12 protein-coding genes and 1 pseudogene are annotated in these 17,493 nt (G+C 46.9%); 11 read left to right on the plus strand and 2 right to left on the minus strand.

Annotated features, from left to right (window positions below; genetic code table 11):
• Window position 1: 1 nt before the first annotated feature.
• From VRK_RS18635 to VRK_RS18645, 3 genes are read left to right on the plus strand one after another with little or no spacing between them, the layout of a single operon-like run.
• Entirely contained in the window at window positions 2-568 is a 567-nt protein-coding gene (locus VRK_RS18635) for a DUF4123 domain-containing protein (protein WP_059123004.1), read from the plus strand.
• Window positions 561-4,622: a LysM peptidoglycan-binding domain-containing protein gene (locus VRK_RS18640; protein ID WP_059123005.1), complete on the plus strand. Its 4,062-nt coding sequence runs from the start codon at window positions 561-563 to the stop codon at window positions 4,620-4,622. Before VRK_RS18635 ends, VRK_RS18640 begins: the two co-directional genes overlap by 8 nt.
• Window positions 4,619-5,755: a tetratricopeptide repeat protein gene (locus VRK_RS18645; protein WP_059123006.1), complete on the plus strand. Its 1,137-nt coding sequence runs from the start codon at window positions 4,619-4,621 to the stop codon at window positions 5,753-5,755. Before VRK_RS18640 ends, VRK_RS18645 begins: the two co-directional genes overlap by 4 nt.
• Before the next feature lie 46 nt (window positions 5,756-5,801).
• Here VRK_RS18645 and VRK_RS18650 read toward each other — a convergent pair whose 3' ends face one another.
• The gene (locus VRK_RS18650; RefSeq protein WP_059123007.1) at window positions 5,802-5,984 is read right to left on the minus strand and encodes a hypothetical protein; all 183 of its coding nucleotides are present in this window, start codon (window positions 5,982-5,984) and stop codon (window positions 5,802-5,804) included.
• Between the two features lie 829 nt (window positions 5,985-6,813).
• On the opposite strand from VRK_RS18650, the gene VRK_RS18655 reads away from it, so the two are divergent.
• Window positions 6,814-7,584, plus strand: coding sequence for an SEL1-like repeat protein (locus VRK_RS18655; RefSeq protein ID WP_059123008.1), 771 nt, complete (start codon window positions 6,814-6,816; stop codon window positions 7,582-7,584).
• Here VRK_RS18655 and VRK_RS18660 read toward each other — a convergent pair.
• Entirely contained in the window at window positions 7,559-7,744 is a 186-nt protein-coding gene (locus tag VRK_RS18660; protein WP_059123009.1) for a hypothetical protein, read from the minus strand. The genes VRK_RS18655 and VRK_RS18660 overlap by 26 nt on opposite strands.
• Before the next feature lie 588 nt (window positions 7,745-8,332).
• On the opposite strand from VRK_RS18660, the pseudogene VRK_RS18665 reads away from it, so the two are divergent.
• The 7 genes and pseudogenes from VRK_RS18665 to VRK_RS21360 form a co-directional block, all read left to right on the plus strand.
• A pseudogene (locus VRK_RS18665) lies at window positions 8,333-10,432 on the plus strand (type VI secretion system Vgr family protein); the annotation flags it as partial.
• Window positions 10,424-11,404: a YPO3983 family protein gene (locus VRK_RS21535; protein ID WP_269431955.1), complete on the plus strand. Its 981-nt coding sequence runs from the start codon at window positions 10,424-10,426 to the stop codon at window positions 11,402-11,404. The pseudogene VRK_RS18665 and the gene VRK_RS21535, both read left to right, overlap by 9 nt.
• On the plus strand, window positions 11,401-11,802 hold the full coding sequence (locus VRK_RS18670; RefSeq protein ID WP_059123010.1) for a DUF943 family protein: 402 nt from the start codon (window positions 11,401-11,403) through the stop codon (window positions 11,800-11,802). The genes VRK_RS21535 and VRK_RS18670 overlap by 4 nt, the downstream gene beginning before the upstream one ends.
• Before the next feature lie 6 nt (window positions 11,803-11,808).
• Window positions 11,809-12,288: a hypothetical protein gene (locus VRK_RS18675; RefSeq protein ID WP_059123011.1), complete on the plus strand. Its 480-nt coding sequence runs from the start codon at window positions 11,809-11,811 to the stop codon at window positions 12,286-12,288.
• Window positions 12,289-12,345: 57 nt separating this feature from the next.
• Complete coding sequence (locus tag VRK_RS18680; RefSeq protein ID WP_059123012.1) at window positions 12,346-13,146, plus strand: DUF4123 domain-containing protein; 801 nt, start codon at window positions 12,346-12,348, stop codon at window positions 13,144-13,146.
• Window positions 13,147-13,149: 3 nt separating this feature from the next.
• Window positions 13,150-16,917, plus strand: a complete 3,768-nt coding sequence (locus VRK_RS18685; protein ID WP_059123013.1) for a toxin VasX — start codon at window positions 13,150-13,152, stop codon at window positions 16,915-16,917.
• A 6-nt stretch (window positions 16,918-16,923) separates the two neighbouring features.
• Window positions 16,924-17,493 (plus strand): hypothetical protein (locus VRK_RS21360; protein WP_197413186.1); only part of this gene is annotated, 570 nt, incomplete at its 3' end.

Here is a 17,493-nt window from a genome sequence, read left to right on the forward strand (position 1 = left end):
AATGAGGCTTTTCCCAGAATTACAAGATAGTTCACTGGTACATTGGCTGGTGGTTGATTCCGTCCGGGTACCGGATATTACCCAGCTCGTTTACCAGTATGAGAAAAACGTTGAGTTATATCGCCTGTTTGCCGGTACCCCGTTCGATCATTTAATTGAGCAAAGCCCGGTGGCTTTCCGCTATAGCGGTGTGACTGAAATCGAGCGACAGCTCAAAGAAGATTTTGCACTCCGAACCAGTAGCGTGCTGTTTTCCTGTGATCCGTCTGTTGCGACTGAATCGGTCATTCAGCATTTTCAGGCACTGCTTTATGTGGTCGTTGCTGAATCCCCGATTCTATTCCGTTATTACGCCAGCCCGATGTGGAATGACGTTGCGCCAGAAACCACCGCAGAGGATCGATGTACGCTGCTGGGCCCGTGTCAGGCACTGAGTTGGGTAGACAGCCAGCAGAACGGCCATTCACTCAGACAGTTTCCCGAGGCGAAGACCGAAGCCGATTTCCAGTTACCGTACCATTTACAATCCCCCGTATTTAACGCATTGGTAGAACAACGTTATGGCTAATCCAACTGAGACACCGAAAACTTATCAAATACAACCCGGTGACTGTTTAAGTCTGCTTGCAGAGCATTTTGGTACCAAGCCGGAAATTATTGCAAAACTGAACAGTGATCTGATTAATGATATCGATCTGATCTATGCCGGCGATACCATTATTCTGCCCGGAGAGGATGCAAACTCTGCAATCGATAACCAGCCCGGCAGCCGGGATGAGATCCCCAAGCCACCGGGAAAAGACGCCTGTGCTGGTGATCTATGCTCCGGAAAGGATACCCCGTTTACCGATATCCTGTATGTTCCGTCACACCCGACCGAAAAACAAAAACGGTTTTACGCCATTACCGATGAAGTCAAACAAGCGATTCAGGCAGAGCATAAACGCTTAGCAGAATCGATCGTTGCCGATCAAACCGAGACCATCCAAAACCTCAATCGTCTCGGAATTCTCTCACGCTTTTATACCAGCCCGCATGAGATGTTCCTCGAATCAGAAGATGACCTGAAGCGTTACCGTTTTCTATTCCATGCGCGTAAGACGATTCGCTCCGGCGCGGCTAAAAATTATCAAAATGGTGGCGAAAATGGGTTTATCGTCAGCCTTGCCGAACAAGAAGGCCTTGATACCAATAAACTGCTTGACCGTTATACCACTTGGGAAAAACTCAAATACTGGACATTTATCGGGGTCATGTGGACCAGTCCAATTGCTCAGACATTACTGCTCACCAGTAGCAATGTGAAAGAGTATCTCGATAAGGCGAGTAAAGAAGCCTATCACCTAAAGCAAGCCCGAAAACAGTTAAAAGAAACATTGCAAGATCATCTCGACGATGAGATCGAAAAACTGGATAAGGTTGCAGAACTTACCGCAAAAAATAAGCAAGCCGACGACGGCTCTTCTTATGTTTATGACAAAAAGCGGAGCTACTTCACCAGTAACTATGAAAAAGAAATAGAAAACTCGGTCAAAATGTTGCTCCGGGAGCGCAGGATGTGGGGAACTGATGCCAAATTAGCGCTTGATTCCCATGAACAGGCAACACAACTGATCGAAAATTTATGGGATCGTGAAGTCAAGTATGCCGACGAGTTTATCAAAAAATGTACCGCAGCCCGAGAGGCCAATGAGGATGAAAGACTGGTCACTGTCGGGCCATATTCCTACAATAACCCACCGTATGCATGGAACTTTACCCGAACACTGAATGCATTAAACCTGCGTGGCTATGTGGTGAAAGAGCAATGCCTGACCATGGCCGAGCTGGAAGGTACCAGCCCGGCGCAACTCGGCCCCAAAACCCTTGAGAAGAACTTTTCAGAATGGCGCGAAAATAAGTTTTTCACTGACAACGGACTGCCGGTCAAAATTACCGAAGGGGCAAAACTGGTCAACGACTTGCTGACCGAGCTCAATATCAATAAGGAAGCGTTGCACGCCACAAATATCGACGGTACTCGTAAACAGACCGAAGAAGAGCTGATTAAATCACTGCTCAGTCAGGGCTGCGCAGGGCAATGGGCCTATTACCCCTGCCTGGCGCTGGTCAAACTGGTCGATGCGACAATCACCAAATGGATAGCCGACTTAGACGAACTGCTGGGTCTTGATAAAGATGAGCAAAATAAACGGATGCCGGCACCGGATATGTTCGGTGACTTACTGTGGCTGAAAAAGCTCGCCATGGCGCGAATTGATGCGCTGAAAACCATCGCCACATCGAGAGCCCAAAAAGGTGCCGATTCACTGCGTAATTTCTACCTCAGCGGTGATAAAATCCCAGCCAGCTACCTGCTGCTCTGGGAAGAAAAAGAGTATCAACCCAAAGAGAAAAAGACCAAAGTCTTCCGTAAAGAGACCGGCAAAGCTGACCTTCAGGTGGTTGAATGTGTGTTGATGTCTGAAGGAACACTCGGCTGGGTGCGAGGCCCGGCGTGGTATTTACCTAAAGATGAAAAAGACACCCTGCTGGCAAAAGGCCATCTCAAAGATATTACCACTAAAGTCGCGCTGATCAGCCCGGCTGCCGACAGCAAAACACCCCAAAATATTAAGACCGCACAAGCCAATGCATTTCCGACCCTGTCTGAGGCGATGAAAGCCATCCGTACATCCATCAAAACGGATGGCGTTAAGGCATTGAAAGCGAGTATGCTGAATGGCAAGTTCCTGCTCAACCCAATCAACTTAGCCGCAGAAAAAAAATCAGAAGTATCGGCATTCTGGTCAGACAGCTATCACTGGGAAGAAGGACTCGGACCGGACGGCAAATCCTCTCAATATGTGGTTGATGCTTCCGCACAATTTATGCGCTTGTCTTCCAGTGTGAAGACCAACCTCAATCTCCCGTTAAGCGAATACAATAATCTCGCGGTCAATACCGATACCACTGCCGGTGGCGCACTCAATTTCACTGCGGATTTATTCCGGGCTCAATTAACGGCGAAGGCGTGGTTCCCGCTTCAACCTGAAAATGATGACCATAAAGACAAACGCCAGTTCAAAGGGGAACCACTAGCAATCCATTATCTGAAAAACGTGGATGGGCAAGATAAAAAGGACATTTATGATGCCGGTGAGATGTTTATGCGCGTCTCCGCCACGATTTATGGTTTAGCAGCCGCCAGTGTCAGTATCGCCGGGAATCTGTGCTTCGGCCCGGCCACAACGAAAGCGGGTGAACTCGGTGTCCGGGGTAAGGCGATTACAACAGCGGACTATAATGCCGGTGAAATCAGCCAAGTCCGCGCAGCACCGCCACCACCCTTGCCACAGTCAGAGCAATCAGTCGGGCAAAGGGCACTCGGCACACTCAAAAAGAACTCCGCCGCACAAGCAGGAATTACCATTGATGCCTTTGCCGGGGTTGAAGTCGGCGGTGAGCTGAGCGGTGAAGTCTACTGGCGGCCACCGACGATTGACATCTCCAATAGTGCGGAGCGCGGCAAGATGATGCGCTTAGGGAGTTTAGCGGTTCAGGCAGCTGTCAGCTATGGCATCGGATTATCGGCTCAGTTTAGCATTACCTTCCACCGCGGAGCTTTATATGTGATTGCCGCAGCCAAACTGGTCTGCGGCCCCGGTGCATCAGGCAAAGTCGCGATCGCCCTTGATGCGCTCAACGTTGACCGCTTTATTCAATGCCTGCTCGCCATGCTCAATGAATCCGGCTTTAAACGCATTGAAGCTTTCGGTGAAGTGAATGAGCAAGGCCGCAACGAAGACTTTGAAGAGCTCAACCGCCGCCTGACCGTCGCGGTCGCACTCGGTCTGACTTTAGGTGAAGCCCTGCTGCTGCCGGCCAAAGCCCTGTCATTTATTCACAAAGATGGTTTGCAGGAAGATTATGCACCGTTAATCGCCAGACGGATCATCAAAAAAGATGAAGGCAAAGAGGGTAAAAAGAAAATTCAGATGTGGGTCTCTGATTTACCGCCTGAGACACTCTGCAACTTATTAGATTGCCTGAGTAACCAAAACAAAGGTGGCTTGTTCGAAAATGACGGAGAGAAAGTCGCCCGACAGAGTCAAGAAGTCGATAAGGCCTTAGCCATTGTGCAGATCTTAGAATGGATATCCCCAAAAACAGGTGCCAGTGAAGCGGATATTGAGAAAAAACGCCGACAGTTTGAAAAGACCCTGATCCGTATGGGGGGCAACTATGAATCCGCCCGGCTCCCGATGGAGCAGTGGCGACGCTTTACCCAAAGTTGGATGCAATTAGAAAACTTCATCAATCATGTTTCTAAGATTATTGGGAATACTAAGATCATTAAGAACATTAGAACAGATTTTAACGATTTTAGTGGGATTCTATGTGGCAATATGAAACGCTACCACTATGAAGCCGAAGAGCACTCGGATGCAATTGCTCATTTTGTCGATGGCGAATATGACTACTTAACCATTCGGGTTGCCAAAGAAGGTGACAAGCCACAAGTAGTTGCAGACCGCAAGCGCCTTGAAGAGACGATTCAAGCGACCGAAGACAAAGGTTACTTCTGGAACAAAATCACCTACAACCCGTGGAAAGAAAAAAGCTGGACACTTAAAGCATGAATATCAATAAGAAACTGATTTACAAAACACTGCTAACCATCGCTGGTGTGATTATTCTAGCGGCCGGCGGACTGATGGCCTATCTGGCGATCCCTTCCGGCTTTCAGTCCCGGCAGGCAGAAGGCCCCAAGGTACTGACTGAGCTGCTGAAAATGGCTCAGGAAAGCCAGCCATTTAACCCCGACCCGTATATCTCCAGTACCTATCGCCCCGGAGATCCGCTGTATGAACCCCTGCTATATATTCAAAGACATCGGCAGGGAAAAGCCGAAGAGCTGTTGCAACCCTTAGTCGAACAAGGCAATGCTGATGCCATGTACTGGTTGGCTCAAATCACCTATGACGATAGCTACTACTCCAGCGGCCCGGCGGCCAGGTTATTCCAGAAATCAGCCGAGCTGGGGAACCCCTATGCCGCACTCCGTTTAGATAGCAATGACCGTGAATGCCAGATGTTTATGAGCGGTTACTGTGATCAAAAGTGGGGAAAACTCGGGCGAAAACTACTGCAAGAGCGGGCAGAGAAAGGCGATAAAAAAGCAGAGTATTACCTGCTTCAGTATGATGAAAACAGCTCAGAAGAGGTGCATAAAGAGCTGGAGCGACTAGTCACTGAAAATGCCAAGAATTATTATTACCAACCCTTAATGAGACTTATAAAGAATTATAAAGATAGAATGTATTTAACTTTTTTCAATAGAAGAGAGACTATTTCTGCTGAAGAGAATAATTATATATCTGAGCTAGCATATCTTCCAGTCAATAATAACTTCCCACCAGCAATGACAAATATTGTTTTTTTTAATAGAGAATTCTATAAAAAACCATATTTATTAAAAGTAGTCAAGCAAAGTATAATGATAAATACAGAGCCATTCCTATGTATAAGATACTATACAGAAGTTGATAATACTGACAGAGATCATATTATAGATAGTGCGGCGTGTGCTACTGCTTCAGATCAATTAGAGAGCAGAGATGATCATTTAAGAAGGTTTAATTATATTCTTAAAGAAAACGACTTAAAGCCTTTGAGTAAATTAGAAATTAATAATGCTCATAACAGAGCACAAGAAATAATAAATAATATGACACCTGTCATCTATATTGATGAAATGAATCCAAGACCATAGATTTTATGTAATGGGGGATCTTAATCATAGATCCCCACTTTTATTCTTATAAAACCCCTTCTACGTCTTCTTTAATCAAATTTATCTCATCAAACGTAATCAGATTATTGAGAAATAGCAGAATCTCACGCAATTCATTTTGGTCAACGGAAGGTGCGGTGCTGGTGGCAAGGAAATCAATCAGATAACCGCGAGCAGTCAGGTGTAAATTAGGTTGTGAATTAGACATCGTAACCTCTTTGGTGTTAATGAGAGAATACAGCCACACTGAAGGTTCCAATCTCCATGGGTGGCAAGCTGAACAAGGTTTGGAACTACCGTTAACACCAAACGGTCAACACAAGGTTGCCTTGTCAGCTCACCATAATATGAGTGAGCCAAGGCTACACATAAACATGAAGTAGCACAAGGCGATGGTTTATGCATTTGGTGTTATTACTCGGTGTTCCAATCCCGACACCGTTTTTTATCGGTGCAGATCGAGCTTAAGCAGTATCTGATTTGCTGACGAGTCACAAGAAAATAAAGCGCGTGTCATAGAGTAAAATCTCATACTTTGCTCACACTGGGATCATCATTATTTTGCGAGTAATTTCACACTGTGCTGTTTTGAAACACCAATTCATCATGATTCATATTTAGATTGGGTTACAATCAAACCGCTCAAATGAAGTCATTTACAAGCTCAACCTGAAACAAAGTGATTCAAAGTAAATCTCATCAGCATCGCAGTATCAGTTTGATCGCCCTGTGTGCTTATGTCGCTTGAAGCGATGAACTCAGGGGAAAAGTTCAGGACGAACTTTTTAGCTTTTCGTGAGCAGGATGCGAATAAAAGCGCCCCTGATAGCCGGCACGAAAGCTGAACAACCGGCCTTTTTGGATACTTTTGGGGCCAAGCCAAAAGTATCTGATGCGCAGACTCAGAAGTGACTGAGATCGAAAACATTCAGCGCATCATACAATGCTCAAAACCAGAGACGAGAAAAGACAAAGGATACTTCTGGAACAAAACCACCTACAACCCGTGGAAAGAAAAAAGCTGGACACTTTAAAGCATGAATATCAATAAGAAACTGATTTACAAAACACTGCTGACCATCGCTGGTGTAATTATTTTAGCGGCCGGCGGACTGATGGCCTATCTGGCGATCCCTTCAGGCTTTCAGTCCCGCCAAGCGGAAGGCCCCAAGGTACTGACTGAGCTGCTGAAAATGGCTCAGGAAAGCCAGCCATTTAACCCCGACCCGTATATCTCCAGTACCTATCGTCCCGGAGATCCGCTGTATGAGCCCCTGCTATATATTCAAAGACATCGGCAGGGAAAAGCCGAAGAGCTGTTGCACCCCTTAGTCGAACAAGGCAATGCTGATGCGATGTATTGGTTGGCTCAAATCACCTATGACGATAGCTACTACTCCAGTGGCCCGGCGGCCAAGTTATTCCAGAAGTCAGCCGAGCTGGGGAATCCCTATGCCGCACTCCGATTAGATAGCAACAACCGTGAATGCCAGATGTTTATGAGCGGTTACTGTGATCAAAAGTGGGGAAAACTCGGGCGAAAACTACTGCAAGAGCGGGCAGAGAAAGGCGATAAAAAAGCAGAGTATTATCTGCTTCAGTACGATGAAGACAGCTCAGAAGAGGTGCATAAAGAGCTGGAACGACTAGTCACTGAAAATGCTAAAAATCATTATTATCAGCCATTAGAAAAATTATTAACAGATTATTTTGGCAATTGGCACATGCCTTTTTTAAATACTACAATAAGGGGGATCAGCAACCTGATCCCCCTTTTCTCCATTAAATCCCTTCTACGTCTTCTTTAATCAAATTTATCTCATCAAACGTAATCAGATTATTGAGAAATAGCAGAATCTCACGCAATTCATTTTGGTCAACGGAAGGTGCGGTGCTGGTAGCAAGAAAATCAATCAGATAACCGCGAGCAGTCAGGTGTAAATCAAGGTTAGATTGTGAGTTTGACATAAGTAACTCCCTGAGTTGGTTATAGACTATCACCAATCAAAGGTTCCTAATCTTCGAGTGGTGAACTGAACGAGGTTAGGAACTACCGCACTCAAGGAAACGGCCTGACCGAAATCAGCCTGTCCAGTCCACCATAATTTAGGTGTGCAAGACTGCATATAGTAAAGTCTGTATATACCGACGTCTATATGTCTTGAGTTTTTACGCAGGGTTCCTAATCCCGACACCGAATTTTATCGGTGCGAATTCAGGGTAAGCGGTGTCTATTTTGCTGACGAGTCATAAGAAAATAAAGCGCGTGTCATAGAGTAAAATCTCATACTTTGCTCACACTGGGTGTGTCATTATTTTGCGAGTAATTTCACACTGTTATCTATCTCTATAAAAGTGAGATCTCCCTTCAGGAAAATCGCTTTTCTTCTCATTTATCAGTCATATTTTTGTTTTCATCAGGATTCATATAACCGTTTCGTTATAATAGCGCTGGCTCTGTTTTCGTCTGCAAAAATAAATAGATAAACGCATCCACATTCAGACAGAGCAGTTCATCTTCATCATTTGCTTATTTCACAATGTCAGGAAAAAACTATGGGGACTTTGAACTTCCGTCTTGTCAGTGGTGTCGGTGAAGCCTTGGTCGTCCGTGACTATCAGGGACATGAATCTATCTCTGATTCATTGGATGCACAGGGCAACCCGGTGTATGGCTTTCGCTATCACATCGAGCTGGCCAGCCGCGATTCCGGCATCAGTGCCGAGCAACTGGTTGATACCGCAGCCGTGCTGGAAGTCATCCGCAATGGCGAAGTGGTGCAGCAAGTCCACGGCATTGTGCGCAGCTTCAGCCGCGGTGATACCGGCCATCATCACACTTATTATTCCCTGACACTGGTGCCCGCGCTTGAGCGGTTGTCATTGCGCCACAACAGCCGGATTTTCCAACAAAAAACCGTCCCTGAGATTCTGGCGATGCTCCTCTCGGAAATGAACATCACCGACTACGCCTTCTCCGTCAAACGCGAATGTGCACCGCGGGAGTTCTGTGTTCAGTATCGGGAGACCGACCTAGAGTTCTTCCACCGGCTGGCGGCAGAAGAAGGCTTAATGTACACCTTCAGCCACGAGGCCGAAAAACATACCTTAGTCGTCACCGATAACAGTGCCGGATTTACTCAGCTGGGCGGTACTGTGCCGTATAACGTACTGTCCGGTGGTGTGGCTGACACCCCGTATGTCTCCGCCATGCGTGAGACCAAACAGTCCGAAGTTACCGAAGTGACGCAGCGTGACTATAGTTTTAAAAAGCCCTCTTACAGCTTTAAACAGTCGGCACTTGGCAGTGACATGGCCTATCAGTTGCCGGACTACCAACACTACGATGCACCGGGGCGCTATAAAGACGATGCCAGCGGCAAAGCCTTCAGTCAGATTAAGCTCGAACATCTGCGCCGCACCAGTCATACCGCAGCCGGTAAAAGTAACGAAGCCAAACTTCAGGCCGGGGTGGTGTTTACACTAGCCGACCATCTTGATAGTGCAATGAACCGCCCCTGGCTGATTGTCGGGATTGACCATCAGGGCAGTCAGCCCCAGGCACTGGAAGAGTCCGGAGGCAGCGGTGCCACCACTTACAGCAACCAGTTTGTCGTCATCCCGAATGAAACCCTGTGGCGTATGCAGCCCCAGCCAAAACCGCAAGTCGATGGCCCGATGGTCGCTACCGTTGTCGGCCCCGAAGGCGAAGAGATCTACTGTGATGAACATGGCCGGGTGAAAGTCTCTTTCCCGTGGGACCGCTACAGCAACGAAGATGAGCACAGCTCCTGCTGGGTGCGCGTCGCACAAGGCTGGGCAGGCGCCCAGTACGGCATGATGGCGATCCCTCGTATCGGTCATGAAGTGATTGTCACCTTCCTCAACGGTGACCCTGATCAACCGATGGTGACCGGGCGCACCTATCATGCGACCAACACGCCGCCCTATCCTCTGCCGGATCACAAAACCAAAACCGTGATTCGCACCCAGACCCATCAGGGCACCGGTTTTAACGAATTAAGTTTTGAAGACCAGTCCGGCAGCGAGAAGATTTACCTCCACGCGCAGAAAGACTATGAAGCGCTGGTTGAAAATGACAGCACCACCCAGATTAAGCATGACCGCCATCTCACGGTTGAAAATGACCATTACAGCCATGTGCAGGTCAACGACCATCTGAGTATTGACGGTGAGCAGCGAACCGCAATCAAACATAACCTCACCCTCGAAACCGATGCCTCACTGCATCAGAAAGTCGGCCAGAAAACCATTGTCGATTCAGGCAGCGAAGTGCACCTCAAGGCCGGAAATGCTGTGGTACTCGATGCCGGTAATGAAATCACCGTCAAAGTCGGCGGCAGTTTTATCAAAGTCGATGCAGGCGGCGTGCATGTGGTCAGCGGTGCGATCAACCTTAACTCCGGCGGCAGTGCCGGCAGCGGCAGCGGTTACGCCGGCCAGCTTGCAACCATGCCGAACCTCCTCACTGCGTTAACAGCTCCGGAGGAGGCGCAGGCACCGTCATTTACGGCAAGCGAGGTACAAGCATCACCCCGGCTGATTCCTTATTCTCCGAACCTGATTCAACAGGTTGAAGCAGATATGCTGACTGGCAACCCGGTCACACCGGTCTGTAAAGTCCCCGTGGGCGGCCCATGTCCGTTTAGTGATTTTGACCCCAGTAGTTTGGCGACATCCCCAGCTACATCAGCTTCCGGCCAGAACTCAGCTCAAGGCAAATCATCAGCAGGACGCCAAGCCGAGAATGAAGCTCAGGAAATCCCTCTAGCCACACCGGTCATGATTTTTGAAACCAGACGTCAGATGGACGATATGGATGCCAGAGACATGCATCATGGGGATTATGATGAGCAGACATTAAAAGAACAGTTCGATTTAAAAGATGTTTCGGCCAAACTCAATGCCTATACAGGCCTGAAGTACCCGGATATTCATCCCAGTTATGGCGACTTTGGTGGCTTTAACCCCTACTCTCAACAACCCGAAGAGTATCTCAGCCTCGCCGAACGGTCAGAGATTATGTTTGATGAGTTTCGCGACCTGGCGAAGATGTTCTCATGGCATGGTGCCTATAAAAATGTCATTCATGAAATGATAACGCATATGCAGAAGAACACCGGCGAGCCGTTCAGTTCTCCATTACTGGATCAAGCGCTGAAAGAGCAGATTGAAGGGGATGATTCTGAAAATGGCTCTTTGCTGGAACTTAAGAAAGCTTTAGCAAGCAATATTGATTGGAATAGTGGGCAATACCCTGTTAATGAAGAGGAAGCTCTTCATAAAGCAATTTCTGGTTCTATATTACCTAAATTTGATGATTTAAAAGATTACACCAATGGATTGGTAATTTGTGTTCATGATACATGGTCAACTCAAATTACTCTTCAATCTCTGGAGGTTAATGGGGATCAGTTTACAGCAACAATTCACTATCGAGTTCAGGATCATTTCGGGCTGGATGATAGAGATATTCATAATTCACTTTATAAGCAGTTCCGTATATTTCGCCTCTGGTTTGTATTGCAACGCTGGCAAGAATTTGATTTTAAACCCTTTATCACTGAAATGCATGCATTGATAACACTCAAAGGAATACGACCATGACCATGAAAAAACTGGGATGGATGATCATAATATTTGTCTTGGGGTATAGCTTATTTTCACTTTTAAGGCCTGTAAAAATCATTGATGTTCACCAAGATGGAAGATGGAGCAGAGTTGTTGTGGAACATTTTCCTATCACTCATAAAGGGAAAATTTATTGGTGGGAAGAACACAAAGATTATTTGAAAAATAAATATGGAATACCAAAACCGGATGCAAACGGATATTTCGAAGTAAGTTTCTGGGATATTGGGTCAGGGTATAAAATCGATCATATGACAGATGAGGATTCTGATTTGCTCTGCTTTGATGATATGAAAACCAAAGCAAATTGTATTAAGAAAAAAAGGGTTTTTGTTGTTTCTCTGGCTAGAAACGGTGGGCTTCAGTTTCGTTGAGGGCTTATGATTAGTTACGGTAAACAGTTTCGGCACTGGGATGTCAAAAATATGCTGCTAAATATTGCTGAGAAATGGGTTCGACGTCTTTGTCTTCTTGCTTTGATTTTGTTGATACTTAAGGTCAGTTTTGATATTTGGATGACTCCTGATTATACCCGACAAAAGGCTTATGTGAGCAATTCTCCGGATGGTCAATATAAAGCGCTGATCGTCCCAACATCCAGCCGAACCGTTTTTATTCTACAACGCTTAAATGATCAGCAAAATTTGATTATTACCCCATTGCCAAGTGATTGGGTGGCGAGTATTTCCGATGATAATTGGACTTGTGACAAAGAAAATAGCTGCACAGCATACAGAGCCGGATATCAACCTGAATTTTCTCTACCGCCTTCATTCTGGCTACGCTTGCATACCTGGCTGACGGTTAAGATAAAACATTTAGAAAATCCGCAGCTAAACGAAATAAATCGGGATGAATAATATTGCTCTTATTATGTCGGCAATGGGCTAGAGAAAAACTATGAGGTATGGGCAAACATGCTGAATTTAACACACGAATATCACGGTCAGGCGGTCAACTGGTATGCCGTGGTTCGCGGTGATACCGGGCTGGCGGCTGCGGTTTATCAGTGGATTGACGGCCATCAGATTGAGCCGCTTTACCTGATGACCGTTTTAGAGACCTTACAGGATGAGAGCCCGCTGGTGATTGCCCTGAAATATGGCGGCGGTGACCCGCTGATCGACAAACTCCCGCCTGAGCAGACGCTTTACTTCTCTGCCCCGGCGCAGGTGTCGCTGGCCGAAGTGCTCCATCAACTGCGTACGCGGATGGTAGTTTATTTTGAAGGTAATACAACCGGCCTGCTCCATTACTATCATCCTCAGGTTGCCAGTTACTTTTTCACGCTGGCAGCCGCCGAAGAAACCAGTGGATGGCTTGGGTTATGCTGCTCAGCAATGGTCTATCGCCAACAATTGAGTGAGCCACCAAGCTGGGTCGAAGTCGGTGATGGGCATAGTGAAGCGGACCCGGATGTCTGGGTGATGCAGCCCGGTCAAGCGCAAGCACTGGCACGCCTGAGCGAAGATAAAACCATTGCAGCATGGGCGCAGCAGTCTGATATCCGTGAGATTGACTGGTTATGTCAGCATCAGGTTACCCATTTCTGCGACAACCACAACATTCAAGCAGCACCGCTGCAAAACCAGTTACGTCTGTGGGCTCAGCAGAACCAGTTTTATTTAGATACCTTCCAGCCGGAAGAGCAATTCTTAGCGCTCCAGCCGGAGCAGAAAATAGCACAATTAGAACAACGCGTGGCGAGAGGATTATAACTTATGGCTTGTACATGTGATCATAACAAACTGCTGTTGATCGAAGTCACCGGTACCCAACACGACACTCAGCAGGATTTTGCGTTCTATGATCTGACCGATATGAAGCAACAATCAGCGCTGGAGGGAAAGAAGTATACCGACAAAGCCCTCGCTGAAACGACGATCTACGGCTGGGACTGGTGTCAGGAAAAAGAAAATCGCAATGTCTGGCTCTCGGTGAAAGCCAGCGATGGCCCGATCATGCTGCCGCTGTTCGACAATGTCAGCCATACTCAACGGATCGCAAAAGGCCCGCAAAAATATCAGCTCCATTCATTTATCCCGCTGACGCTGTTACCCACATTTAAAGAGCACGCAACCCCTGAAGAGCGCATTGCCCCTTTACGTGACGGTTATCTCTATATTGCTTACAACGGCAAAATCTGGCGGGAAATAGAAGTTTCAGCCACGGATGCCGGAGAGCCCTGTTTCAAAGACGTTAACCTCTTTGCTTATCGGCAAGGCCGGGATCAGCCGGTCAAAACAGAGACGAAACGTGAAGTCACGGGCGAAGCATTAAAAGAGATTTGGTACCCGGCCAAAGAGAATGGCCGTAAAACCGATATTCGCATGGCGTTCTCAGAGGTACAGTGGAGCGGTGCGCGGATCAACAACCTAGAGGCAAACCCATCCGAATTAAATGTACGAATGGAACAGATTGACGACCTGAACCGGGCGTCCGATATGCTAGAAATGCGAGCCAGAGACGACGTTTCAGAGCTTCAGTTAGCTGACCCTTGTGCATTCAATAAAGACCTATCCGGAGCGGTTCTGCAAACACGCCTTCAATCGGCTCAGAAAGAGCGTGAGGAATACTGCAAAGATGACGCCTTTACCGCCTATAGTGAAATGAACTATGAGTATGATGCACGTTCTTCGGTTTTAGGTCGGGTCCTCTGGCAAAAACAAAAAGATGCTAAGGTCGAAAAACTTGGCCCTGAGCCTGATTTTTCTTCATGGGAAGGCGAAGCGACCGGAGATTATCTTGCCGATGCAAAAGCAAGAAAACTGCAAGTCCTTTACTTAACCGATCCCGTATTCAACCTGCGGCATCACCTCGCAATCTTGCAATACGCGAATAGCTTTTTACAGCAGATTCAGCTGGATGCAATGAGTCAGCCTTTCTACAAAAGCGCTGAACTTTTACAGATATTCGTCTTAACCCCGAAACTCGGAGAACAAGAGAATCCATCCTACAAACAGAAAAAACATGTTGATTTGAAAGATCATAGTCCGTTTAAACGGACCTTGCGTTTTCACTGGCGAGAGAAAATACGTGATGATGTGCGGAGCCTGCAAAAGAAAGTCCTTGAGCGACTGAAAGACCACAAATACGCTTTCGCTCTAAAAGATATGATCAGTATGGGTAACGGTAACGCATTGGGCGCACTCATACAGGTCAATACTTGTCGCCATGCGCTCTTATCTGACCCGGATCAATGTGATCAGTTGCTGCCAAAACATAAACGTCGTGACTTTTCATCCTCACTGGCATCGGTCAATGAAATCTTTGTCGAAGATAGTTCTCATCCATTAAGAGAGGTATTGTTCGGGAGCAAAAAGACTCAGGAAACCCTCAAAAAATATTTAGATACCGTCGAAGAAACTGCACCTTACAAAAAAGAGCTGGAGAAACTGGAAGGTGAAGCCAATGACGGCTCCGGCATTATCAATGTTGCTCTGCTGGCTAAAATTGTCTCGCAAGGGCTGGAGATGAAACCTGAAAGCCTTGAGCAGGTAGAAGCCGGCACGTTAATTCGAATTTCCCAAGATGCGGAACAATCAGAATTTCCGCAAGTGCGCCGTATTATGGGGGCTATCGATGCCATGCTCAGCAGCTATTTCCAACACGGCTTGGATTTAACCACATTAGCCGGAGCGTTGGCTGAAACAAAACAAGCCACCATCTCAATGCCGTTTAAAAAGCTCTATACCGATGCCGTGGGCATGGCCAAAATGTTTGGTGGTGATACCTTAAAATCGCTGACCTTTGTCCCGGTAACAGGTAAAAAAATTGAAGGTTTTGTAATTGGTCTCGATAACCCTGATGTCAAATTCGGTGTTGGTCCTGAGCAATCATCAGGGAGTTACCGCAACACACAAGGCAGACAGATTGCCCACGGAGATTTGTCTGTGGACGGTGAGAAAATCGCGTCAACCAGCAAAGCCCGGATGCCCAAAAACACCAGTCTGGATATTCAGGAAGATTTACAACTGCTCATGCTGAAAGATGTCGATTCAGAAGCAGCCCTGTTTATTAAGAAAAACCATCAGCTGATTGATGAGCTCAAAACCGCAGATTTATCTAAAGACCATGTCACCAAAACCAATGCCTACGAGAAATTCCATATTCCTTTATTTGTCTTGGGCATAGAGTTGATGAACTGTTGGAATGCTATGAGTTATTTATATACCCATGTTGATGACGACTACCTGTATTCTCGTATCAATTTGGCTAGTGCAGGATTAGATATCTCCATTGCTGCAGTTCATAGTCGAAATTTAATGAAAGCCAATACTGGGCGATTATTTGCGTTATCAGATAAAACAGCACTTCAGTTAAGTGCTGAGACACAAGCGGCTTGGCCGAAAGGCAAGCTCGGTATTGAACTGGTTGGGCGGGTGACAGCCCTTGAGCTGGTTGGCTGTGCCGCAGGTCTGCTGACCGCCGGATTGATGGTGTGGGATATGATCCGCCTGTTTGGCAGAAGAGATAACGATGCGGCTTGGGGCACAGCCTTAATGGCGACCGGGGTTGTCTTCGGCTCGGTAGCAGGGCTGTTTTTCTCTTCTACCTGGACATTTTTAGGTATGGGGCCGATCGGCTGGATCTCATTGATTGTTATCGGAGCCGGTTTTTTGATTACCTATCTGTTTACCGACGGGCCATTAGAAGCATGGATTAAAAATGGCCCCTTCGGTGAAGATCCGGCCTCTGGTGATGATGACTATGCCTTTTTGACCCAACAGCCGGAAGAAGCCTATAAACAGTTACTCAGCCTGTTTGTTTCTCTGCGTATACAGGTTGACCCCATTGAGGCAGCACCATTTAGCGCCACCCAACGACACGCCTATAAAACCACCGGCATCACTCACTGTGTGCGGATCAAATCCAATGTGGCGCAATTATTCAATGTTCAGGATAATAAAATCCAATTCAAGGTAAAATTCCGGCAAGTGCTGGAGCGGGTCAGTGAAAACAGGGGTGAGATTGAAGCCAGAGAAAATATGAAACGCACCTTTGGCGATGAAACAGCAGCAAGGTTCAGGGGCCCGATGTGGCAAGTGATTAAGCATCAACCGATTCAGGAAGCCGAAACCATCATCAACGCCGAAGAACGCATTTATCTGTTTAAAAACACCTATGCGAACCAAGAGAGTGTGGTATCTCCTCAAACAATCACACGCTACCAGCGCAATATTCAGGTATTGGCACAGGTCGAAGTAAAAAATATGGTCTTCCCTCAGCCCCCGTTGGCTGAATTTAAAGAAACCCAGCGGCATTTGACTGAGGGCAAAATTAGCATCAAGGTTGCTGATTTTGATGACGGTCAGCCCGTCGGCTTCTGGGAGACCCTGATGAATGAGCCGAAGAGCCATCCGGTCAATTATTTCTGGGCTGACTCCCGCGAGCGAGAGTATCAGTTCACCACTGCTGATAAACAAACAGACAGTCAGTCACAACCGGAGACACCGGCCGCTCCGCAAGCACAATTACAGCAAGGGTAACCATCCATGAGTGAAACCGTTTATCAACAACACGCCTATCGCAGCAATCAGGTCCCTCCGCAGAAACCTCGCCCGGAGAAAACACTCGCCCAGCGCTTACTGTCTGCCGGGCAACGAATGCTGCCGTGGAGCCGACCAACCCAAACGGTGAGTACCCGCACCGCACAAGTTTCCCCCAGCCAGTGGCAAAAAATGAAGGCAACCGCTCCAAATCAGGAATGTTTTTGGAACGAACAGGCGTTAGAAGGTTTGACTGGTAATATTTGGGTACGGGTGTATTTAGTTTTTTCTGGATTAGCTAAAGTTACAGTACTGTATATAACTCCTATTATTGCTTTCACTATGTTAATCGCCTATCTAATAACATTTGGTGAGATGATTACATTTTTTGTAGGCTATTTTTTCTACGTGATAGTCCCCTGCTTACTCATCTGGGGCCAATTCGAACTCTATAATCGAGGCTACTGGAAACCTAAGTTACTTCGTAAATTACTCGATGCCCGGAAACTGTTTGAGCTCAACCGTCGCACCGGTATGGTGACCCTATATAAACGGGGCGGCAAAGTCCGTTATTCG

Source organism: Vibrio sp. MEBiC08052, assembly GCF_001506075.1.
In the GTDB taxonomy this organism is placed as follows: domain Bacteria; phylum Pseudomonadota; class Gammaproteobacteria; order Enterobacterales; family Vibrionaceae; genus Vibrio.